The following is a 22,154-nucleotide window of genomic DNA, read 5'->3' as shown; positions in this document are numbered from 1 at the left end:
GCTTATGATCGCGAAAGGATTACAGCTTAGTTTGTTTTGTGTGTGTTGTTGTTTGTTTGCCGCCTGCAAAGGGCAATCTCATTCAACTACCCAAAGCATCGAAAAGCTTATAGCAGGTGTGGTAGATAAGGTGATGGCCAGTAGCGTTTACATTATCGAGTGGGATACCTTGAACAACCAGGTACAGAAAGGCGTTGACGAGGCCAATGGCTTTACGGGCGTAGTGGTTTCTGCTGAAGGACACATTCTCACCGTATCGCACGCTGCAATGCCCCGTCAAATCTACAGAGTATCATTCCCGGACGGGAGTAAACATATCGCAATGGGCTTAGGCCGGATTGGATTACAAGACAAGGGAAAAGATTATGATATGGCAATGATTAAGATTCTGAAACCTGCTAAATGGGCTTTCTCGAAGATGGCACCCAGTACAGAATTAAAAATTAACCAGCCGGTAGTAAGCATTTCTTATCCGGGTGCCTTTTTTAAGCAAAAGCCAAATGTCCGTTTTGGACGAATCTCTGATGTCGATTTAAGTGACGGTTTCATCGAATCTTCTGCAAAAATGGAACCTGGCGACTCTGGCGGTCCTTTATTTGATGCGCTTGGAAGGGTAGTAGGGATACACAGTTGGATAAAGGAAAAGGAAGAGCAAAATTTTGATGTGCCAGCGGATCATTTTCTAAAATACTGGACCGCGCTAAACGTTGCTAAAGATTACACTTCATTTCCAGCTGCCGATGTGTTGCCCGCCAGGGTATCGTCGGTGCAGCTGCAAACCGTTCCTGCCTTAGAACAAGTTGTAAATATTCCTCTCCAAAATCGAAAAAGCGCAGTAATGTTAACTAGTCTTTTTGGGGCAAAACGAGTATCGATTTCGGGTACGCTGATCAATTTTAAGGGAGATAAGTATATCGTGAGCAAAAGCTCAATGGTTGGTAGCAGTCCGATGATTAAAAGCGGGGCGCATATGTTTACTGCGAAATTGCTAAAAAGAGACAGGGAGCATGACCTGGTGTTATTGCGTACCGATGGAAAGATGAGAATGGGAATCAATTTATCAACTGATCCACAATATCGGGTATTAAAGCAAAGCGACTTAGGTAAGATACTGGTGTCTTCATTAGGCAATGATGCCACTAAAGTAGGTGTGCTCAGTGCTACCTATTTTGATGTGCCTCTAAGTGATAGTTACGGATATCTCGGTGCAAGTGCGGTGTATCAGAATGGAAAGATTACCATCACTGGCATCGACAAAAGCGGTCCAGCAGCTTCATCGCTGAAACTCAAGGATCAGGTCGTTAAAATTAATGGTACCGCGGTGAGCACAGCAGCAGATTACAATCAAGAATTTGCAAAATATCTGGCGGGTGATTCCATCTCCATTGACATTTTGAGAGAAGGGAAGCACATGCAATTAAGTTTTTATTTGCAAGGTCAGCCAACACCGCATCATGCATCTTTTGAGTATTCAGGTGGCAGGAGTGGCCGTTCTGATGGTTTTAAGAATGTGCTGGTCCATGATGCTGCCATTAAAGCGGCAGAATGTGGAAGTCTTGTATTTGATAGCGAAGGAACTTTCTATGGCGTAAATATAGCTAGGAGAAGTCGCACTTCAACCTTGTTGTTGCCTGCGGTCACAATTTTTGAATTTATAAAAAAATCAATAGATAAGAGATGAAAAGAATAGTTTTTTTAATGTTAATGTTCAGTTGTCTGGTTACACTGGCGCAAAGAAAAAAAAAGGATGATACTGATAGCAAATTAGCGGCCTTAAGACAGACAAAAAACAAATCATTGCTTCAGCAAAAGATCAAAGCTCTGGAAAATGGTTCAGATCAGGACTTATGGACGTTGATTCAGTACTACGATAAAAATGAAATCAAAAAAGATGTGGTAACCAAGATTTTGTTAAAAAAATACCCGGATAGTCCAAATGCCCAAATGATGAGACTCACGTCCTTTCTAAAACTGAAAGCGGTAGAAGATATGGAAGCACATCTACAGCGCATGGTCAGGGCCTATCCGAATGTCAATTTAGATCTGGAAAAAAGCTTTGTGGCCAATATGTATGCCAATGAAATGAATCCTTCAAAAACGCTTCAATATATCAACTCCATTGATAATCCTGGCTTTAGGTTACAAGCCTTAGTTTCTGCCACTCAGGAAATGGCTGCAATCAATAACAAGAAGGCCATGGAGTTTGCTGCTCGTGAATTAGATAATGCCAAGAAGTTAAAAGATGTGTCTTTCAATGGACCAAGTAAAGTAAATCGGCAATCTGCTTATTATGATTTTATCAACCTCTATAGCAAGCTACTGTTTAAAGAAGGTAAAAATGAGGAAGCCTTTCGTTACACATCCGAGGCTTATCATCATATTAAAGACAGGGATGAAGAACTCATCGAAAATTATGCTTTTCTGTCGAGTTTAAACGGCGACTACGTAAAGGCGCTACCCGTATTGGCTAAAGCAGTAGAAGGTGGAAAGCTTGAGCCGCGGTATATTAACGAGGTAAAAAAAGGTTATACCAAGCTGAATCCAGATAAGGATGCAGATGCTTATATCCAGGGTTTGAAAGATACTTTTATCAAAAAAATCAGGAAAGATATTTCACCGATGATGGTTAATGAAGCCGCGCCCAATTTTACGGTAACAGATGTAAATGGGAAAGTAGTTTCTTTGGCAGACTTTAAAGGGAAAACCATAGTGTTGGATTTTTGGGCAACCTGGTGTGGCCCTTGTGTGGCTTCATTTCCTGCAATGCAGCTGGCTGTTAACCGGTACAAGAACGATCCGGATGTAAAGTTTCTCTTTATTTATACCTGGAATAATGTGCCAGATTTATTAAGTGATGGTAAGGAGTTTCTGGCCAAACGCAATTATACATTTGATCTGTATCTGGATCCGAGAAATTCAAAAACAAAGCAAAGTGCTGCCGCAGATGCTTTCAAAATTGAAGGAATACCTGCCAAATTTATCATTGATGGTGAGGGAAAAATCCGTTTCAAGGTGGAAGGTTTTGAAGGGAAAGATGAAGCCGCAGCTGAAGAAGTAGCGCAAATGGTTGAAATGGCAAGAAAGAAAGTATAAGTTATTTTATAATGCACAACAATATGAAACAATTCATTTTATTGATTTTTTTTAACGCAATTGCATTCTTAGGGTATGGACAGGACAATCATCCTGTCTCCTGGGAATTTCGCGTAGAGAAAACTGGTTCTTTAACTTATCGGGTAAATTTTGTCGCTACCATAAAGGCTCCCTATCATATCTATCCGCAAACTTCGGGTGGGATGGGCATGCCGACTGAGTTTTTGTTTGAGGATAATCAAAACATCGGGTTTATAGGAGAAGTGGAAGAGAAAGGAATAGGGGCTAAAGATGGAGAAGAGTTGCCTTACTATAAAAAAGGTGCGATCTTTTCTCAGGTCTTGAAATTGAAGTCTGATAAGCAGACAGAGTTAAAATTCGCCATTAAATATATGGCCTGTAACGATCAGATGTGTTTACCACCTTCCAAAAAAAACTATACCTTAAGCATTAATGGTACTAACAGTAACGCAGCCGAGCATAACAGAACTAGCGCCAGGTTAAATGATTCAAATTCAACATTGATATATGATGATTTTGTGATGAGCGACACGATGGGTAAGAAAACTTCGTCAAAGGAAATCACCGCTAAAAGTAAGTACACATTTATTGATTTTTGGGCGAGTTGGTGTGTGCCGTGCAGAGCACAGGGATTGGCGCTTATTCCGCTTTATAACAAGTATCAATCGCGGGGATTTGACGTAATCGCGGTATCATTAGATACCAATCCCACAGCATGGAAAAAAGCAATTGAAACCGATCACTATATCTGGACGAACGTCAGTGATCTAAAAGGCTTTGAATCTGAGATTGCAAAAAAATACCATATCACAGCGATTCCCAGGAATTTTCTGGTAGACAACAAGGGTAATATTGTAGCTGGCGATCTCCATGGCAAAGAATTGGAAGCTAAATTGGCAGAACTTTTTAATTAAGAGCGTTTTATAAAAAGAGATCTGAATTTTAAAATCGTCATTGCAAGTTACCAAGCAATTTTTAAAGAGAATTGGTTCTAAACCATTTTAATATACTGCGTCGATACTGCTCAGCGATGGTTTTAATCAAGTTCTTTGGCTTAAGCATACAGGTTTTTGACAGGATTAAGAAAGCAATTTACCTCATACTATAGCTTCTTATTAAACGTTAGATGACTTTACAATGGAATTTTACAGCACAGAACGATTAATTGTGCGCAGCTTCGAGGAAAGTGATGCGGCAGGCCTATTGGCTTATTTTTCCGAGCCAAGGGTAAATTGTTTCGCAGATGAAAAAATAACGACGTTTGACGAAGCTATTAAAACCGTGAAGGAAAAAAGTCATGACGATTCACAGCTTGCGGTGTGCCTGCGGGAAAACGATTTGATCATCGGTAATCTGTTTACCATGCAGGAAGAAGATACTTATAGTGTAGGGTGGAATTTCAATGGGAATTTTGAAGGTAAAGGTTATGCCAGTGAAGCTGCAGCCGGGTTGCTTGATTATTTGTTCAGCAAGAAAAACGCCCGAAGGATTTACTGCTATGTGGAAGATTATAATATTCGCTCTAAGCGGCTCTGCGAGCGGCTGGGTATGCGTAAAGAGGGACTTTTCCTGGAATATATATCATTTGTGAATAACGATGACGGAACTCCTAAATATGAGAACACGATGCAGTTTGCCATTCTTAAACATGAATGGAGTGGAAATAAACTGTAGATTTATTTTTATTTAATTACGCTTAAACAAATTAGGGAAAACGCATAATGTCGCAAAATTCCTTATTTAGTCAAACCAGTTAAAATTAAACCATTTATTAACTTATTTTAACCTGTTCTTTCTCCTAAGTTGTTGAGCACTGTTTTAACATTTAGATTTGAGGATGAATGCAATTAAAATATCGTTATACCGGGGTTTATCCATTTTATTATTAGCTGCACTATTTTGTGGAACAGTTCAAGGACAGGGCAGGACAGAATACCTGCTGGAAAAAAACTGGAAATTTAGCAAGGGTGATTTTCCTGAATCTGTAAATCCTGCTTTTGATGACAGCAAATGGGAAACGGTACGTATTCCACATGATTGGGCCATAAAAGGTCCTTTTGATGGGAATAATGACAGTCAGAATGTACAGATTGTACAAAATGGCGAGCAAACGGCATCATTAAAAACAGGAAGAACGGGTGGCTTGCCTTTTGTTGGCAAAGCCTGGTACCGCAATACGTTTGTTGCTCCCGCTTTTACAAAAGGCAAAAAAGCAGTAATCTTAATTGATGGCGCCATGAGCTATCCAAAAGTATTTTTAAACGGGGAGGCCGTTGGGCACTGGGCATATGGCTATAATTCTTTTTCAATTGATATAACCGACAAGATGAGGGTTGGCAAAAATGTACTCGCCATCGGTTTGGAGAATTTGCCGGAAGCCTCCCGCTGGTATCCGGGCGCAGGTCTCTATCGCAATGTGCATGTTATCATTACAGACGAGGTAAGTATTCCGGTTTGGGGCACTTATATTACCACGCCGGTAATCAACAAAGATTTTGCCCGGGTAAAAATACGGACCCAGGTTAATTCATTAAGTGGAAACTATAATGGTTTGAGCCTGCAAACCACCATCGTTAATGCAAAAGGTGAAACAGTAGCAACAGCGACGAAGAATTTAACAACAGAAGATTTGAATGAGTTTGAGCAGGATTTAGTGGTTAGAAACCCTGAATTATGGTCGCCGGAAACACCAAATCTATATGCAGCCGTAACAAAATTATATGCCGGAAACAGCTTAAAAGACGAATACACCACTACTTTTGGCATCCGTTCCATTAAATACGAGGCGGAAAAAGGGTTCTCGCTAAACGGTGTTTATCGCAAATTTAAAGGCGTTTGCAACCACCACGATTTAGGACCACTTGGTGCTGCTATTAATGTTTCTGCCTTGTGCAGGCAGCTCGTATTATTGAAAGACATGGGATGCGATGCGATCAGGACCTCACATAACATGCCGGCGCCAGAATTGGTAAAGTTATGTGATGAAATGGGATTTATGCTCATGGTCGAATCTTTTGATGAATGGAAAGCACCTAAGGTGTCAAATGGATACAGCCATCTTTTTGATGAGTGGGCCGAAAAAGATATCGTAAATATGATCCATGCCAACAGAAACAATCCTTCTGTGGTGATGTGGAGTATCGGAAACGAAGTACCCGATCAATCGACTAAAGAAGGGGGCAAGATTTTAAAGTTTTTACAGGATATATGCCACCGTGAAGATCCAACCCGACCGGTAACTGCGGGTATGGATAGGCTTAAAGATGCATTAGACAATAACTTTGCTTCAGTATTAGATATCCCGGGCTTTAACTATAAGCCATTTTGGTATGGGGAGGCTTACAAACGCTTGCCGCAGGAAATGGTTTTGGGGTCTGAAACGGCCTCTACCGTGAGCTCAAGAGGGGTGTATAAATTCCCGGTTGTGCCACAGAAAATGAAAATGTACGATGACAATCAAAGCTCATCATACGATCTGGAATATTGTAACTGGTCGCAGATTCCGGATGATGAATTTATGATGCAGGATTCACTGAAATATGTAATCGGCGAATTTGTTTGGACAGGTTTTGATTATTTGGGCGAACCTACGCCTTATGATGAAAAATGGCCGTCGCACAGTTCTTATTTCGGAATTATTGATCTGGCAGGTATCCCTAAAGATCGTTTTTACCTTTACAGGAGCAAATGGAATCCTGAAAAACCGACCCTGCATATTGTGCCACACTGGACTTTTCCTGGCCGTGAGGGACAGGTAACTCCGGTGTTTGTGTATACCAATTACCCATCGGCAGAATTGTTCATTAACAACAAAAGCCAGGGTAGGCAAAGCAAAAATAAAGCGACCAGTACCAGCAGGTACCGGCTAATGTGGAACAATGTAAAATACGAACCCGGCGAAATAAAGGTAGTTGCCTATGATGGTAATGGCAAGCCCGTTGCCGAACAAACCGTTAAAACGGCAGGCAAACCGCACCATATTGTATTAGAATCAGATCGTAAGACCTTGATGGCAGATGGGAAAGATCTGGCTTATGTTACCGCAAGCGTGGTAGATGCCCACGGTACGCTATGTCCTGATGCTGAAAATAGCCTTAATTTTAAAGTTACCGGAAACGGAACATATAAAGCCGTGGCCAATGGCGATCCGACCAGTTTGGAGTTGTTCCACCTGCCGAAAATGAAGGCTTTTAAAGGTAAACTGGTCATCACTGTTCAATCAACAGAACAAGCTGGGAAATTAAATCTAAGTGTTTCTGCTAAAGGTTTAAAGGCTGCAGTACTGCCGATCGAAACCAGATAACATTTAAAATATTGAAAGAGGCCTTCTGACAGGTTGCCATTGACAGACTCCGTAGAAAAGTCTTCATTATAAGGAGGAACAACGAAGCAAGCTAATGATCCTTGCTATAAATATTGCTTCCGCGAAAGGTCGGAATAAGCTATCTGCTGAAAGGCTTATCCCAAGGATGACTTTTGCAGCCTACCATTTGGCAAAAAATCTGTCATTTTATATTGATTTTATAAAATTATCATCCTTCAGGATGATAATTTTATTTAGGGTAAAGCTTTATGCTAAGCCTATAAATATTACGGAAAATTAATCATCAACTTTCTCATACTTGTAAATCTGGGTTCTGCCACTGGCATTATAGATACTGTCTTGCTGTATATTTTTGCGGTGTTCCGTTAAGATCACAAAACTTGAACTTAAAAAGATGGCGTCTTGATTCCCGAAAACATTCGGGTCTTTTGAATAAAATACCGCAGGCCCCTCGCTATGAACCCGCGCCCGATACAAATCTCGCTTCCAACGGTAAGCAGTAATGTCATCATCACCAGGTTTTTTACAGCCGAATATGGTCACCAATAGCATTGCGACTAAAACGTTTTTTGTCATGTCTCTTTTTATTTAAAATGGGAATAGTACGGTTTTTTTAAATTTTGAGCCAATATTTCTCATCATAACCGAAAATACTGCTTAATTCACTAAAAAATGGAAATGGATTTGGTAATAACGGATTTGAGAATATATTTTGAACTTTATGGTATTGTCAGGTATAGTGTTTTTTTTACACTAAGTGTTTAAGGTGTGAAAAATATGAGTTTAATGGTGCTGATATATAGTTGTTTATTAAAGCATCATGTATTTATTTAACAAATAGATAAGCAATTTATATATCCGAAAAAAAAGTTGCGATGTCGGAAAATTACAAAAAAAAGTCTGTTTATGATAAATTTAACCCCAGGGCAATAATGTATCTTTGATAAGATGCTATAGTTAACTGTTTTAGCAATTCTAACCAAATAAAAATCCCTGAAGAGGGTATCGAGAACATGAACGGGAAGTCTATTTTGGTATTTATAATGCTTGCATTAATAAAATATCATGCTATGCCTTTTAGTAAACAAACAAACTCACAAAATAAAAAAAAATATTATGAGAAAAACTACCATAGTTTCAACCAACTAACAAAGCTGTAAATCATTTTTATTCCATTTATCACACCTGTTTATTTCAGGTGAATGGGATTGATTTGCCAAAATTTTTATAACGTCTGTTCTGTTCCTGGCTAATTGGCATTCATTAAAATGCGAAGTAAAATGTCTGTCTTATTTTTCTTAAATACCATTATTATCCTGGAGCAATGTGACGTTCAAATATTTAAGTGCTAATGTCCGGTAACCAAATAACAATTAACGCTATACCAGAATGAATATTTTACATTAAGGAAGCCCGCTGCAAAGTTGCGGCAAGCCTTTCACATCATTTACACAGTTAATTTTCTCTGTTCCCATATCGGTAGAATAAGTGAAATATACTCGTAAAGCCTAATAATCCAATAAATAACCAAATATCAACTCAATGAATGTTTTTACACTAAGAATGTATGCTGCGAAATTGCGGCAGGCCATTTTGCTTTTTGATTCTACTCGCCGGAGTCACTTTTATTTGAGCGGAATGATGATTTTACTAATGGGGATTAGTTTTTCCACAAAATCATTCACGATCTCAACTGGCAACAAACCCACTTCAATACTTTCCTTTCAGGATGAAATCGTTGTCAGTGGAACAGTAAAGGATTCTGATGGCCCTCTTCCGGGCGCAAGTGTTTCGCTTAAGTTTTCAAAGCTAGCTGTCCAGGCAAATACCGAAGGCAAATTCAGCTTAAAAGTCCCGGCCAATGGAACCCTGGTTTTCAGCATGGTGGGTTACAAAACCAAAGAAGTCGAAATCAAAGGTGAAAGTAAAATTGATGTCGTGCTGGAGTCGCTCAATAACCTTGATGAGGTGGCCGTGGTTGCATTTGGTACGCAGAAGAAATCGAGTATACTAAGTGCAATCACGACTATTAATCCTAAAGAATTGAAGGTGCCTTCCAGTAACTTAACCACAGCATTAGCTGGTAAATTGGCAGGTGTAATTGCCTATCAGCGCAGTGGAGAACCAGGGCAGGATAATGCTTCATTTTTTATCCGTGGGGTAACAACCTTCGGGTATAAGAAAGATCCGCTTATTTTAATCGATGGAATTGAGGTAAGTGCTACAGATTTGGCCAGGCTACAACCGGATGATATCGCCAGCTTTTCGATCATGAAAGACGCTACTGCTACGTCACTTTACGGGGCCAGAGGTGCAAATGGGGTGATCTTAATTGTAACTAAATCAGGTGATGAAGGTAGGGCCAAAGTTCAGATCCGATTGGAAAATTCGACTTCGCAAAATACCCGTGATCTTGAATTTGCAGATCCAATAACTTACATGAAGCTGGCTAATGAAGCGGTAACAACCCGGAATCCATTAGGCATTCAACCTTATTTACAGAATAAAATAGACCAGACCCAACTTGGTGCCAACCCATACATTTATCCTGCTATCGACTGGCGTGAGATGCTCATCAAAAACAGAACGAATAACCAACGGATGAATTTTAACGCTAACGGGGGTGGAAAAATTGCCCGTTATTACATCGCCGGTACATATAACATCGATAACGGACTGCTTAAAGTTGATAAACGGAATAATTTCAACAACAATATCAATTTGAAATCGTATCAGCTTCGTTCAAACATCAACATCAATATGACCAAAAGTACAGAAGTAATTGTGCGTTTGGCTGGCAGTTTTGATGATTATACCGGGCCTATTGATGGTGGAAGTGGAATGTATGATAAAATAATGAAAACGAACCCAGTAATGTTTCCGGCTTATTATCCAGCTGAGTTGATGCCAAACACGAAGCATATTTTATTCGGAAACTCCAATAACGGGCTTCTGATTAATCCATACGCTGATCTGGTTAAAGGGTACCGTGACTATGCGAGATCTAACATGAGCGCACAGTTTGAAGTAAAACAAGATCTATCGTCAATCCTGAACGGACTTTCTGCAAGAGGCTTGTTCAACACCTCCCGTTACTCTTATTTTGATGTAACCCGGAATTACAATCCGTTCTACTACTCGGCAACTGGATATAACAATCTAACAGATACCTACAACTTAGTTTTGCTTAATGAGGGGGCGGCTACAGAATACCTGAATTATGTTGAAGGAGCAAAGGATATCAATACCACCACCTACATGGAGGCTGCTGTAAATTACAACAAGCAGATTGCAAAACTCCACGATGTTACGGGTTTGTTGGTATTCATCAGGAGGCAAAATTTATCTGCAAATAGCGGTACCTTACAGAAGTCGTTACCATACCGAAACCAGGGCCTTTCCGGTCGTTTTACTTATGGTTATGATAATCGTTACCTGTTTGAAGCCACATTTGGATACAATGGATCAGAACGTTTTTTTAAAACAGAGCGTTATGGTTTCTTCCCGGCTTTAGGCGTGGGATGGACAATTTCCAACGAAAAATTCTGGAAACCCATCAGTAATGTAGTCAGCAAACTGAGATTAAAAGCCACTTATGGTATTGTGGGTAACGACGCTATTGGTGCACCGGAAGATCGTTTCTTCTACCTTTCTGAAGTTAACCCAAATGACCCTGCCAAAGGATCAGTATTTGGAGAACAATTTGCAATTAGAAAGAATGGCTATACCATTAACCGCTATGATAACCCTTTCATTACCTGGGAACGTGCAAAGAAATTCAATTTTGGTACAGAATTAACCTTATTTAATGATTTTAACTTACAGGCTGATATATTTTCTGAAACCAGAGATAATATCCTAATGGAGCGTGCTTTTATTCCTACCACAATGGGCTTGGCCGCAACTGTAAAAGCAAATACAGGCAAGGCTAAGGCCAACGGAATAGACGTTTCTGCAGACTACAGTAAAAACTTCAATTCATCGTTATGGTTACGCCTGCAAGGCAACTTCACTTATGCACACAGTGAATTTTTACAGTATGAGGAGCCGGAGTATAAAGAACGTTACCTTTCCCGTGTAGGGCAATCTTTAAATCAAAATTATGGGTTAATCGCAGAGCGTTTATTTATTGATCAGTATGACGTTTCTAATTCCCCGCGTCAAACCTTCGGTGAGTACGCTGCAGGCGATATTAAATACAGGGATGTAAATGGCGACGGGCAAATCACAAATTTAGATAAAGTGCCTATTGGTTTACCAACTGTACCAGAGATTATTTATGGTTTCGGATTCTCTTCAGGCTATAAAGGTGTTGATTTTTCAGTCTTTTTCCAAGGATCAGCAAGGTCATCATTCTGGATAGATACGCAAAAAACTGCTCCTTTTATATCCCCGGATAATACGGTAGGTCAAAATGCATTAATAAAAGCTTATGCAGATAACCATTGGTCTGAAGATAACCAGAACCTATATGCATTGTGGCCGCGCCTGAGCAACAGTATCAATACGAATAATCTTCAAACAAGTACCTGGTTTATGCAGAACGGCTCGTTCTTAAGGCTTAAATCAGCAGAGCTTGGCTACTCTCTTCCAAAAAAATCCTCAACCGGATTAAATTAAGCAATGTCCGCTTTTACATAAATGGCACCAACTTGATGAGTTTTAGCGGCTTCAAATTGTGGGATATTGAAATGGGTGGAAATGGACTCGGTTATCCGGTGCAACGCGTTTACAATGTAGGTATACAACTAGGATTTTAATTATGAAAAAGACAACAATATTTTTAGCATTGGCACTGTTAACAGTGATGATTTCGTGTAAAAGAGATTTTTTAGACGTAGTACCCGATAACATTGCGACGCTCGATAATGCATTTGCAAACAGAAATGAAGCAGAAAAATATCTTTTTACCTGTTATTCATATTTGCCTGCAGATAATAATATTTATCAAAATCCGGCTATGCTCGGAAGTGATGAGTTTTGGACATATTGGCCAATCACCTCATTAAGTCAGTTGCCGGTGAATCCGCAGCTCATTGCCCGGGGAAACCAGTCTGTTACTACCCCATATATTAATTTCTGGGATGGTAAAGAGGGTGGGAATCCGATCTTCCGGGCACTTAGAGATTGTAATATCTTTCTGGATAATGTACAAAAAGTACCCGATCTGGACCCGTCAAAAAAGATGATCTGGACTGGTGAAGTACAATTCCTGAAGGCTTATTATCATTTCTATCTACTTAGAATGTATGGCCCGATTCCTATTATAGATAAAAATCTTCCGATTACATCAACAACAGAAGCGGTGAGGGTAAAGCGCGATCCGGTAGATAAAGTGGTTGATTACATAGCCAGCTTATTGGATACAGCGGCGGCAAACCTGCCTTTAACGATACAGAATCGTTCTTCAGAGCTTGGTCATATCACCAGACCAATTGCCTTATCAATAAAAGCTAAATTATTAATACTTGCAGCGAGCCCTCAATTTAATGGAAACTCCGATTATGCTAATCTAAAAAATGCCGATGGAACAGCTTTGGTAAACACTACGTACAATGTGCAGAAATGGAAAAGAGCTGCTGACGCCTGTAAACAAGCGATTGATGTTTGTACTTCAGCAGGAATTCAATTGTTTAAATTTACTTCTATTATTTCCATGCCTGATAGGTTGAAAACCGAAATGAGCATTAGAAACAGTGTGTGCCAGCCGTGGAATCAGGAATTAATTTGGGGTTATACCAACAACGATGGTTCGGCATTACAACGTCAGGCCATGCCAAGAGTCGATCCGTCCCGGTCGATAAATGAAAGTCCACTAGGTCAGTTAGCACCAACTATGCGTTTGGCGGAATTATTCTATACTAAAAACGGTGTTCCTATAAACGAAGATAAAACCTGGGATTTCTCCAGCCGGTATGATTTAAAAGCAGGTACTGCAGCAGATCAGGGTTACCTGCAGAACGGTTACACCACAGCTTCATTACATTTTGACAGAGAACCTCGCTTTTATGCAGATTTAGGATTTGATGGTTCGGTATGGTATATGGAAAATACTACGCCAGCTAATCCCTGGTTAATACAGGCAAAATCTGGACAAGCACAATCAAGAAAATTAGCTTTTGGATATTCTATCACCGGGTATTTTGCTAAAAAGCTGGCCAGCTGGAAATTTGTAATTCAGGATGGTCAAGGTTTCACAACTGAAAATTATCCATGGCCGCTCATGCGCCTGTCAGATTTATATCTCCTGTATGCAGAGGCATTAAATGAAGCAGAGGGGCCATCCGAAACTGTTTATCAATACCTGAACCTTATCAGAGACAGGGCAGGCTTGCAAACCGTACAGTCCTCATGGGATACCTATTCCATTAATCCCGGCAAATACAGAGACCAGGCAGGGTTGAGACAGATTATACACCAGGAACGCGGAATTGAACTGGCATTCGAAGGCAGTAGGTTCTGGGATTTAAGACGCTGGAAAGAAGCATCGGCAACACTGAATATACCTGTTTTCGGATGGGATATTGAACAAACTGACGCAACTGGATATTACAGGCCTAAGTTGCTATTTAATCAAAAATTTGTTGCACCGAGAGATTATTTATGGCCTTTAGAGGAGAACACGACTATTGTAAATCCTAACCTGGTACAGAATCCAGGCTGGTAACTATTTAAAATTAAAATTACAGATTATGAAAAATAATAAATGGTACTTATTACTTGCATTCTTATGCAGCGTAGTAATGGCGTGCAAAGAAGAGGTCTTGTCGCCCCTGGAAAAAGATAGTGTGGCGCCTCAACAAATTTCAAACCCGGTTTCAACCAGCACTCCTGGCGCTGTGACGATTAAATATAACCTGCCTTCCGATCCAGACCTTATGTATGTCATGGCAGAATATACCAATAAATACGGTAAAACAATTAGTGTTAAAGCATCTGCATATACCAATACACTAACTGTTGATGGTTTTGCAGATACAGCCTTTTACAACCTTAATTTATACGCTGTTGATAAATCGGAAAATAAGTCGGCACCGGTAACAATACGGGTAAAGGCACTTGAACCGCCTATTTTTGCCGTCCGCAGAAGTTTGGTGCTTGCGTCCGACTTTGGTGGTGTAAATATTACTTTTTCCAATCCAACTGAAGCAAATGTTGCAGTAATCGTATTATATAAAGATTCGCTGGGCAATTTTGCCACAAAGGAAACCATTTATACCAAGCAAAAAAACGGGTTGTTTTCTTCAAGGGGATTTCCTGCCAAAGAAACAATTTTTGGCGTTTACATCAGAGACAAATGGGATAACCGAACCGATACAGCTAAAGCAACGATAACACCGATCTTCGAAAAGCAGTTGGATAAAAGCAAGTTCCGGGTATTAACTTTGCCAACAGATGCAAAAGTAGGGTTTGGCCTTCCTATTCCGCTTTTGTGGAATGGTATAATATCTGGCGGGGATATGTGGCATACAGATGATACAGGCATGCCATGCCAGATTACTTTTGATATGGGGGTAACTGCAAAAATTAGCCGTTTTACCATATGGCAAAGGCAAGACAATTGGATTTATGCGCATGGAAATCCAAAGCGATATGAAATCTGGGGCTCAACTAATCCGGCAAGTGATGGCAGCTATACCAACTGGACAAGACTTGCGTCCTGCGTTTCGGTAAAACCATCAGGTATGCCTTCTGGCCAAAATACGCAGGAAGATGTTTCAGCTGCAGCCCGCGGTGAGGAAACCACGGTTTCACTAAATGCACCTCCAGTGAGGTATATCCGTGTCAGGGTATTGGAAACCTGGTCAGGTGGCTTAGCAACGCATATTTCAGAAATGACTTTGTTCGGGAATGATAATTAACACTTAAAGATATTATATTATGAAACCTATATTTTATTTTTATTTTATTGCGGTGTCTTTATTGATAGCATCTTGCGGTAAAATAGATGACTATAAAAAATTTACTGATGGAAAGCTAATCATTTATCCGGGTAAACCAGATTCGTTAAGGGTATATTCCGGACGAAATCGGGCACTGGTTAAATTTTTAATCATATCTGATCCTAATGTTGTTAAAGCAACAATTTACTGGAATAACAGGGAAAATAAACAGGATGTTAATATTTCCAGAGGTAAAGGTGTGGATACTATAAGTGCTTTAATATCACCATTGCAGGAGGGAAATTATACATTCGAGGTTTATACGTTTGATAAAAACGGGAACAAATCTGTAGCAACCTTAAAACAAGTTGCAACTTATGGAGATGTTTACGAAAAATCGCTGTTAAACCGTGTGTTGGAAAGTGTTGTTTACCAGCCGTCAAATGGCTCTACTACCTTAAACTGGAGGCCCTCGGCAACCGGTACCGTAGCTGTGGCTCTTACGTATACAACCCTGAGCGGTGCAACCAAAAGCCGTCGCGTAGATAACAATACTACACAGGTTGTGCTGGCTGACCATAACCCGGAAACGAGCATACAATATAAAACGCTTTTTTTGCCGGACTCATCGGCAATAGATACGTTTTACAGCGCCTCTACTTCAGCAAAAATTAATCAGTTTTTCTTGAAAAACCAGGGTGCACCATTTGTTCAAAGTGCCAGGGATGGACGATGGGGATTACTCGCCGACTGGACTACGAACGCAGCAGCAAGAAATATGTCAAATGGTACCTTGGGTGGCTGGGATTCCTATAATGGGGGCGGATGGCTTTCGTTTGAATATTGGGGTTCACCATCGATAACAAATGGTAAAATTTATCAAACCGTGACCCTTCCGTCGGGGAAATACCGATTTGTAGTCAGCGTTTCTGAAATTGGAAGTAATACGCTGGAAGCAACTTATGCAGTAGTCAACTCAGGGCAAACGCTTCCGGATGTGGCAAATCTCTCACAGGCATTGGGAAGTTTCAGGTTTTTGAATAATTCTCAGAATGGTAAAGATTACGAAATTCCCTTTACCCTCGCTCAATCTCAGGAAGTCACTTTGGGATTTGTTTCAACAATGTTGGTTAGAAGTGAAAGCAGCATTAGGATTAATAAAGTGAGGCTGTTAAAAAATTAATTTCCTGAATTATGTTAATGATTAGTTAGTTGATCAGCGTCATTCCGGATGGAATGACGCTTTTTTGGAAATATTTTATGGTTAATCGGGCGGTAAGTCCATAAAAGCTTTTTACCAGATCTTTTTCTCTAATGAGTAAAAATTAGGGTTTAGCAAATTTTGGTTGCATTTAACAAGAATAATGTATTTGTAGAAAACTGTTATTCTTCAATCAGGATCTTTTCATCGAGATGCAATTGATCTAATTCAAAACGTTAAGGTTATCAGCCATCGACTAGTAGTGTTTGTAGGGCTATAACTATAGTTTTTATAGCGGTTATCATCCAGAAATTGATGGTAAGTTTAGATAGTGGGATGAGCTATCATTTAAACTTAATAAAAAGATAATTCTATTATGCTGGTGTTACAAAATAATCCATAATTTTTACCTCTCCGGATTGTCGGGTTAACTTGAATGTATCAATACATCTTTTGTTTTCACGGATTACTTCGAAAGTAACATCGTATACTCCACCATTAATTTCTCTTTCACTCACATTTGTTTCAATACTTTGTATTTTACGTGATTTAATTTTTCCATATTTTGTGTCTACAGTATTCAAGGTTAAATCCAATATATTTTTAATCTGGCTTTTGGTAAATTTAGGAGTTTGTCCAAATAATCCATATAATTCTATCCTATTATTCGATGAGAGGCAATTATAAAACCTGTTGGTTATTTCCTTGGCAGACTTGTGGTCGGATGTTTTATTTTTTTGTGAAACACTATATTTGCAGGCCAGTGTTAGTGATAAAAAGCCTAATAGTAATATTTGCTTAATTTTCATAGTTAAGGTTTTAATAATCTTAATAAGATATTTTTATTCTCAAGTTTAGTTATAGGGTAGTTGGGTGATAAAATCAACATATAAGTGCACTGGGATTTAATCACAAAAGCAAGTTCTATTTGCATCTTTGAAAACATTAGTCTATTCGTTTTTTTGAATAAAAATGAAACATGCTTGTCATCTTGATATTGTCCTGAAAATTTATCAATTATTAAATTAAAATGCATTAGGCTATCATCCTGATAATTCTGCTCATTTTTGTCCGATTTAATTTTTAGAGTGATCTTATTAGTAGCTTTACTTTTTTTGTTGGCATCACTGAATACGAAATTACCGTCACGATAAGATTCATCATAAGTTATATCTGGTGTAAGTTCAGGATCTGCGTTCCATTGAAAAGTGAACAGTTCCGCTATTTTTTTTGGAGGCAAAGTGTCGAATAACTTATATACCAGTATTGAATATTTTTTGTTATAAAGTGAAAAAGAGCTTTTTGGGGCTTTGTAGCTGCTGTAAAAAGTAAATGAAGGTTTTAATATTGATGAATCGTAATTTGGAAATAGCTCGGAATAAGTACTTGTAATTTTCGGGATAGGAGGCGCCTTACTTACTATCGCAGTAAATAGCGGCTTGTGTGCAAAAATAAAATAGAATAAAATAAATAAACAAGCTCCTATAAGCAGCTTGTTTATTAGAAATGTTTTTTTAAACATATTCAAGGTTTATACATATAAATACCGTGAAGTTTTTAATAAGAAAATATGGGAATTAGTTCCGGAGCAGTTGTAGTCCACCCTACGCCACCGGTCATTATCGCACCTGCTATTACAAGTGCAGCTACAAATTCGCCTCCACCTGGCACGTTATTAAACTCGAATCCTGCTATATTTCTTCCATTTGATAAAGAGTTTCCTATCAAAACGCCCCTTTCCAATGATAATCCTACAGAATTGGTGGAGGCGCCAAGGGTACTGGAAAATCTAAATCCACCTTCTGCCAAAATGCTGATTGTATAATTTGAAAATGTTAAATCAGAACTTGAAAACTTTCCGTTATCAATAGTGGTATTTACCGTGATGAGGCTTCCTGTCGTTCCTGAAATAACCCCTGTGTAAGTTGAAAGGCCGGCCTTATCCCCCCACTGGGAATCAATTAAACTTGTATATTGGCTAATCAAAGATGTTTGAGTGGTTCCCCACAATCCGTTTAAAAAACTTTGGAATGGTGAGATGGCCGAACTGCCTCCTACACCTACAGTAGCGATTGCTCCACCGCCAGCTCCCCCGCCAGCAAAAGTAGCACCACCAGTATTATTATAACCATTACTATTATAACCGTTGCTATTATAACCGTTGCTGTTGTAACCGCTGCTGCTATATTGATTTTTCCAATATAAGTAATCTGAATACATTTGGTTTAAACCGCTATTTCCACTACTGGAAATATCTACGCCAAGTGGCTGGAACGCTGTCCAGGTATCCTCTGAATTTTGCTTGTAGTAAAAATTTCCTTGCGAATCAATTCCCCATATGGTATTCCCATTACTATCCGTACCACCCAGATATTCTCGCTCCTCAATTGGTAACAGAAGATCCATCTCCTTTTCTAGCATTTCAAACGCTAGTCTTGCTTTAGATTTTTTCATGCGTTAATTGTTTAAATTATTGTATTTAGTGACATAAAATTAGGTATAGTATGGTGTTTACTGACATAATATTTTATCTTATTATAGTACAATTTTAACAGAATTTGATATTTTTTAAATACATTATTTAACATCGTAATAAAATAATATCTTCCATTCATGTTCAGAAATGCTACTGTAGAAATAATGATAGTATTGATTAAATAGGAGGGTAGACAAATTAAAAAAACATCTTTTTTTAAAGGATGATTTTGGCGCTGGCAAGCGTTTGATTTCTATCTTCAGTGTATATTTGATGCATCGCTGACCAGATTATAGCGTATACCCCAAAATTTTTCTGCGTACAAAAGTAATTTTCGTTGTTTTCAAATCAGTTTCTATAATGGCTGCCGATTCATGAATTAAACTAGAATGGACAGGCGTACATCTTCAATTATATTTTTAAGATCCATGAGTTCTTCGGCGTAATCATTCCGCTCTTTATCCAAATGCGTCTGCAAAAGATCTTCCACTACATTTTTGATGTTGCTCAGGATTCTTTCCATGGCATCAATCAATTTAGCAGTCTGCTCTCCTTTCTCTCAACATCCAGTTTCATGTTAGATAATGAAAGGCTTACATCTATTAATGGGTTTTTGAATCAAGCCCGGATAGAAATTTATCTTAAACCTTAAGTCATTCTTGCACATACGGTATTTGGCCTGGGTTCAATAGCTATGACCTGAAATTTCAATGATAGGAAATTATATCATACTGATTTAAAGCTGCTACGGAAGCTTCTTAAGGTTAAATCAATCGCATTGATCTTTTAACCTGTTTTTGTTATATCTCGGCGACTAAAACCAACTGCTAATCTAAGTGGTCGTCAACTTGTATTTTAAGGCTTTTTTGGTTAAGGATGCGGACCATGCTGTGATTCAATAGAATTAATGCGGTTTTCACTTTTAAAATGGATCAACATAACAAGTTTGTTGTTATGCTACCTGATCATATCTCGAGAAGCACGCGAATTGGAGAAATCTTCCAACTTGTAGAAGATTTCTCCCCACCTGTATGGGCAAGCCTGTCCGCACAGGCGGGCATCGCGGTTGAGAAAACGCTATTTAGAGATTAATTAATTTAACTATTTCTTAGTTACGTCATTTTATAGAAATTGTCTTTTAGTATAACTGAAGTGATGATATCCCATCAGTATTTATCGAATAAGTTTTGTATCCACGGCTGAATATAAGGTGTCTATAACCGTTGGAACCGGCAAATACATCGTTTTGTAGCTGAAGGTTGTATTGGGTTTGTAATTTAATAGGGTAAGAGAATTTTCACCAATTTCTGAAAATACTGTAGTTCTTTTTTCGGCTGTCGTAGTATAGGTAATCCATGTTCCCTTTGCGCCTATCGAAGTATCGAAGGTATCCCAATCAATCTTGGCACTGCCATTATCCAGCAGTTCGGCATTGAGAATGGGGCGGTTGAAAAGATTACTTTCATATTTTGGCCCATATACTGTTCCGGTCGCACTCACAACTAATGAAGCGTTACCACTGGCGTCAAAGGTTTGCACGTTAAAATTCTTTACCCCTTCATCCACGCTAAAAATTTTCTCTATAGCTTCTGGTCTTCCTGTTTTTGCTATATCAAAAATTAAAGAGTCTTTTTTGTCATTCCAGGTGATTTTGATCTTTTCAATTTTGGCATCTGCTGATAGCAAGCCTGTTAGTTTAACACGAAGTCTTCCCGGTAGTATTTTTAAAGAATCGACCTTGCCACTATAAATCGTTTCTCCATCAGCGGTATATTTTTTAAAATCGTCCCATTTGGAGCAGGAAACCATAGCAGTCATTAGGATTGCCATGGTTGTGATCATTATTAATTTTCTTTTTTCCATTTTATAATATTTTTGTTCCCATTTTACATCCGGCACACGGTGCCGAAATCAGAGCCGTTTGTTGCTGATTTTTATCTGGTATCACCATACACGGTTAGTTCGTCAATATTCAAACCTGTTCCACCTACCCAGTTCTCAAGGCAACGTACCCGTAGATACCTTACTTTTGGTGCCGAAAGATCACATGGTAAATCAAAACCTGCTTCAGCAGTTTGTTTATCCAAATCATTTTCAACTCCATAAGGAAGACCTGATGGCTTGGTAATGGTATAAGATCCTAAGAGAACCCAACTTTGATCGAGACTGCCATTGGGGTTAGGATTGTCTGAACCATAAATTTCAAAGCGGCGCATGGCCTGTAGGTAGTAATATCTAAGTGGGTTAACTTCTGCGTAAGGACGCATCCAGATCCGGCTCAGTTTTGCTGATACACCCAAACTAAAGGTTACCGTATGGGGTCCGTTACCACCAGCTATCTGCTGTGTAAAACAGGCCTCCCAGCCATATCTGCCATCCCAGGCTTTACTTACCGCTCCCCACATTGGCGGATCGCCTGGAAGCTTGTACTCCTGAAATCTGGATTTTTGTAGCTGTACTTCGAAGATTGGTTTAATGTCCTTATAGATCGTATCGGTTTTATTCCCCCATCTGTCCTGAACAAAAAAACCAAACCGGTGAACATTGGTATCTAAACCCCTGACTTTTGAGAAGATGCTATCTATGTTGGTATAAATACTTTTATCATAATCGACAACGTATTCGTTATACATATTTTTGCCAATGACCATGATGTTTATATTACCTTTCGATGGGTTAGAAGCCATTATATCGTAACCGCCGGCAGCGTCTCGTACTTTTAAACTTTTAAATGCCTGCCAGATCGGTGCAGTTAAGGGCTTTACCTTTACGATAATGGGTTCTGATAATACGCCTGAACGGCTAACTGAATATACTTTTACTTCATGTTCCTCCGTATCGGCAAAGCCGGCAACCTCCAGTGAATTGTTATAATATGAAGTCTGTGCTTCATATTGTTTGCCTGACGACAAGTTGTACACGGCTTTTACAATCAGCATCCTAGGATCTTTGGGTACAGTATAAGTGATCGTTGCTTTTCCGTTCTGATTAACTACGCTGATATTGCTCACCTGAGCAGGAGCAGTCGGATCATTGTCAACTGGTTCATTAGTGTTCAGTTCTTCTCCTTTCTTACATGAAGCTAAAAGAATGATGGAACAGGCTATTAATGCCAGAATTTTTAGTTTACTTTTCATATAAAATATATTTACCTAT

16 protein-coding genes are annotated in these 22,154 nt (G+C 39.1%); 9 read left to right on the top strand and 7 right to left on the bottom strand.

All coding sequences use genetic code 11. The annotated features are described in order from the left end of the window. Positions 1-4: 4 nt before the first annotated feature. The 5 genes from DV942_RS08035 (at position 5) to galB (ending at position 7,417) form a co-directional block, all read left to right on the top strand. Positions 5-1,681, top strand: a complete 1,677-nt coding sequence (locus DV942_RS08035) for a trypsin-like peptidase domain-containing protein (RefSeq protein ID WP_145856661.1) — start codon at positions 5-7, stop codon at positions 1,679-1,681. Next, the gene (locus tag DV942_RS08030) at positions 1,678-3,093 is read left to right on the top strand and encodes a TlpA family protein disulfide reductase (protein ID WP_145856658.1); all 1,416 of its coding nucleotides are present in this window, start codon (positions 1,678-1,680) and stop codon (positions 3,091-3,093) included. Before DV942_RS08035 ends, DV942_RS08030 begins: the two co-directional genes overlap by 4 nt. A gap of 23 nt (positions 3,094-3,116) precedes the next feature. Continuing rightward, the gene (locus DV942_RS08025) at positions 3,117-4,028 is read left to right on the top strand and encodes a TlpA family protein disulfide reductase (protein WP_186462450.1); all 912 of its coding nucleotides are present in this window, start codon (positions 3,117-3,119) and stop codon (positions 4,026-4,028) included. 223 nt (positions 4,029-4,251) lie between these two features. Next, positions 4,252-4,788, top strand: coding sequence for a GNAT family N-acetyltransferase (locus tag DV942_RS08020; RefSeq protein ID WP_145856655.1), 537 nt, complete (start codon positions 4,252-4,254; stop codon positions 4,786-4,788). Between the two features lie 163 nt (positions 4,789-4,951). Further along, on the top strand, positions 4,952-7,417 hold the full coding sequence (galB, locus tag DV942_RS08015; protein WP_145856653.1) for a beta-galactosidase GalB: 2,466 nt from the start codon (positions 4,952-4,954) through the stop codon (positions 7,415-7,417). Positions 7,418-7,714: 297 nt separating this feature from the next. On the opposite strand, the gene DV942_RS08010 is transcribed toward galB, so the two are convergent. Further along, positions 7,715-8,014, bottom strand: a complete 300-nt coding sequence (locus DV942_RS08010) for a hypothetical protein (RefSeq protein ID WP_145856651.1) — start codon at positions 8,012-8,014, stop codon at positions 7,715-7,717. Positions 8,015-9,076: 1,062 nt separating this feature from the next. Here DV942_RS08010 and DV942_RS08005 point away from each other — a divergent pair. The 4 genes from DV942_RS08005 to DV942_RS07990 all read left to right on the top strand — a co-directional run bounded on the left by DV942_RS08005 (position 9,077) and on the right by DV942_RS07990 (position 16,504). Next, positions 9,077-12,058, top strand: coding sequence for a SusC/RagA family TonB-linked outer membrane protein (locus DV942_RS08005; RefSeq protein WP_244950853.1), 2,982 nt, complete (start codon positions 9,077-9,079; stop codon positions 12,056-12,058). A 142-nt stretch (positions 12,059-12,200) separates the two neighbouring features. Beyond that, a complete protein-coding gene (locus DV942_RS08000; RefSeq protein ID WP_145856649.1) occupies positions 12,201-14,105 on the top strand; it encodes a RagB/SusD family nutrient uptake outer membrane protein in 1,905 nt (634 codons plus the stop codon). 25 nt (positions 14,106-14,130) lie between these two features. Beyond that, positions 14,131-15,300 (top strand): DUF5000 domain-containing lipoprotein, encoded by a 1,170-nt coding sequence (locus tag DV942_RS07995; protein WP_145856648.1) that lies wholly within the window; start codon positions 14,131-14,133, stop codon positions 15,298-15,300. A gap of 19 nt (positions 15,301-15,319) precedes the next feature. Then, on the top strand, positions 15,320-16,504 hold the full coding sequence (locus DV942_RS07990) for a DUF4998 domain-containing protein (RefSeq protein ID WP_145856646.1): 1,185 nt from the start codon (positions 15,320-15,322) through the stop codon (positions 16,502-16,504). Positions 16,505-16,896: 392 nt separating this feature from the next. Here DV942_RS07990 and DV942_RS07985 read toward each other — a convergent pair whose 3' ends face one another. The 6 genes from DV942_RS07985 to DV942_RS07965 form a co-directional block, all read right to left on the bottom strand. Beyond that, complete coding sequence (locus DV942_RS07985; protein WP_145856644.1) at positions 16,897-17,331, bottom strand: hypothetical protein; 435 nt, start codon at positions 17,329-17,331, stop codon at positions 16,897-16,899. Between the two features lie 2 nt (positions 17,332-17,333). Further along, positions 17,334-18,044, bottom strand: coding sequence for a hypothetical protein (locus DV942_RS07980; RefSeq protein WP_145856642.1), 711 nt, complete (start codon positions 18,042-18,044; stop codon positions 17,334-17,336). A 35-nt stretch (positions 18,045-18,079) separates the two neighbouring features. After that, positions 18,080-18,976: a hypothetical protein gene (locus tag DV942_RS07975; protein WP_145856640.1), complete on the bottom strand. Its 897-nt coding sequence runs from the start codon at positions 18,974-18,976 to the stop codon at positions 18,080-18,082. A gap of 401 nt (positions 18,977-19,377) precedes the next feature. Further along, on the bottom strand, positions 19,378-19,521 hold the full coding sequence (locus DV942_RS23455) for a hypothetical protein (RefSeq protein WP_186462449.1): 144 nt from the start codon (positions 19,519-19,521) through the stop codon (positions 19,378-19,380). A gap of 650 nt (positions 19,522-20,171) precedes the next feature. Continuing rightward, positions 20,172-20,861: a DUF4998 domain-containing protein gene (locus DV942_RS07970; protein ID WP_145856638.1), complete on the bottom strand. Its 690-nt coding sequence runs from the start codon at positions 20,859-20,861 to the stop codon at positions 20,172-20,174. A gap of 71 nt (positions 20,862-20,932) precedes the next feature. Next, the gene (locus DV942_RS07965) at positions 20,933-22,135 is read right to left on the bottom strand and encodes a DUF4959 domain-containing protein (protein WP_145856636.1); all 1,203 of its coding nucleotides are present in this window, start codon (positions 22,133-22,135) and stop codon (positions 20,933-20,935) included. Between the last annotated feature and the right edge of the window lie 19 nt (positions 22,136-22,154).

The sequence above is a fragment of the Pedobacter suwonensis genome, from assembly GCF_007833675.1.
Taxonomy (GTDB): domain Bacteria; phylum Bacteroidota; class Bacteroidia; order Sphingobacteriales; family Sphingobacteriaceae; genus Pedobacter; species Pedobacter suwonensis.
This window is presented reverse-complemented; position numbering and strand designations above follow the sequence as displayed.

Bases quoted from the DNA above. Each gene is read 5' to 3' on its own strand.
- DV942_RS08035 (WP_145856661.1), top strand. From the start codon at position 5: ATGATCGCGAAAGGATTACAGCTTAGTTTGTTTTGTGTGTGTTGTTGT.
- DV942_RS08030 (WP_145856658.1), top strand. From the start codon at position 1,678: ATGAAAAGAATAGTTTTTTTAATGTTAATGTTCAGTTGTCTGGTTACA.
- DV942_RS08025 (WP_186462450.1), top strand. From the start codon at position 3,117: ATGAAACAATTCATTTTATTGATTTTTTTTAACGCAATTGCATTCTTA.
- DV942_RS08020 (WP_145856655.1), top strand. From the start codon at position 4,252: ATGGAATTTTACAGCACAGAACGATTAATTGTGCGCAGCTTCGAGGAA.
- galB (WP_145856653.1), top strand. From the start codon at position 4,952: ATGAATGCAATTAAAATATCGTTATACCGGGGTTTATCCATTTTATTA.
- DV942_RS08010 (WP_145856651.1), bottom strand. From the start codon at position 8,014: ATGACAAAAAACGTTTTAGTCGCAATGCTATTGGTGACCATATTCGGC.
- DV942_RS08005 (WP_244950853.1), top strand. From the start codon at position 9,077: ATGATGATTTTACTAATGGGGATTAGTTTTTCCACAAAATCATTCACG.
- DV942_RS08000 (WP_145856649.1), top strand. From the start codon at position 12,201: ATGAAAAAGACAACAATATTTTTAGCATTGGCACTGTTAACAGTGATG.
- DV942_RS07995 (WP_145856648.1), top strand. From the start codon at position 14,131: ATGAAAAATAATAAATGGTACTTATTACTTGCATTCTTATGCAGCGTA.
- DV942_RS07990 (WP_145856646.1), top strand. From the start codon at position 15,320: ATGAAACCTATATTTTATTTTTATTTTATTGCGGTGTCTTTATTGATA.
- DV942_RS07985 (WP_145856644.1), bottom strand. From the start codon at position 17,331: ATGAAAATTAAGCAAATATTACTATTAGGCTTTTTATCACTAACACTG.
- DV942_RS07980 (WP_145856642.1), bottom strand. From the start codon at position 18,044: ATGTTTAAAAAAACATTTCTAATAAACAAGCTGCTTATAGGAGCTTGT.
- DV942_RS07975 (WP_145856640.1), bottom strand. From the start codon at position 18,976: ATGAAAAAATCTAAAGCAAGACTAGCGTTTGAAATGCTAGAAAAGGAG.
- DV942_RS23455 (WP_186462449.1), bottom strand. From the start codon at position 19,521: ATGGAAAGAATCCTGAGCAACATCAAAAATGTAGTGGAAGATCTTTTG.
- DV942_RS07970 (WP_145856638.1), bottom strand. From the start codon at position 20,861: ATGGAAAAAAGAAAATTAATAATGATCACAACCATGGCAATCCTAATG.
- DV942_RS07965 (WP_145856636.1), bottom strand. From the start codon at position 22,135: ATGAAAAGTAAACTAAAAATTCTGGCATTAATAGCCTGTTCCATCATT.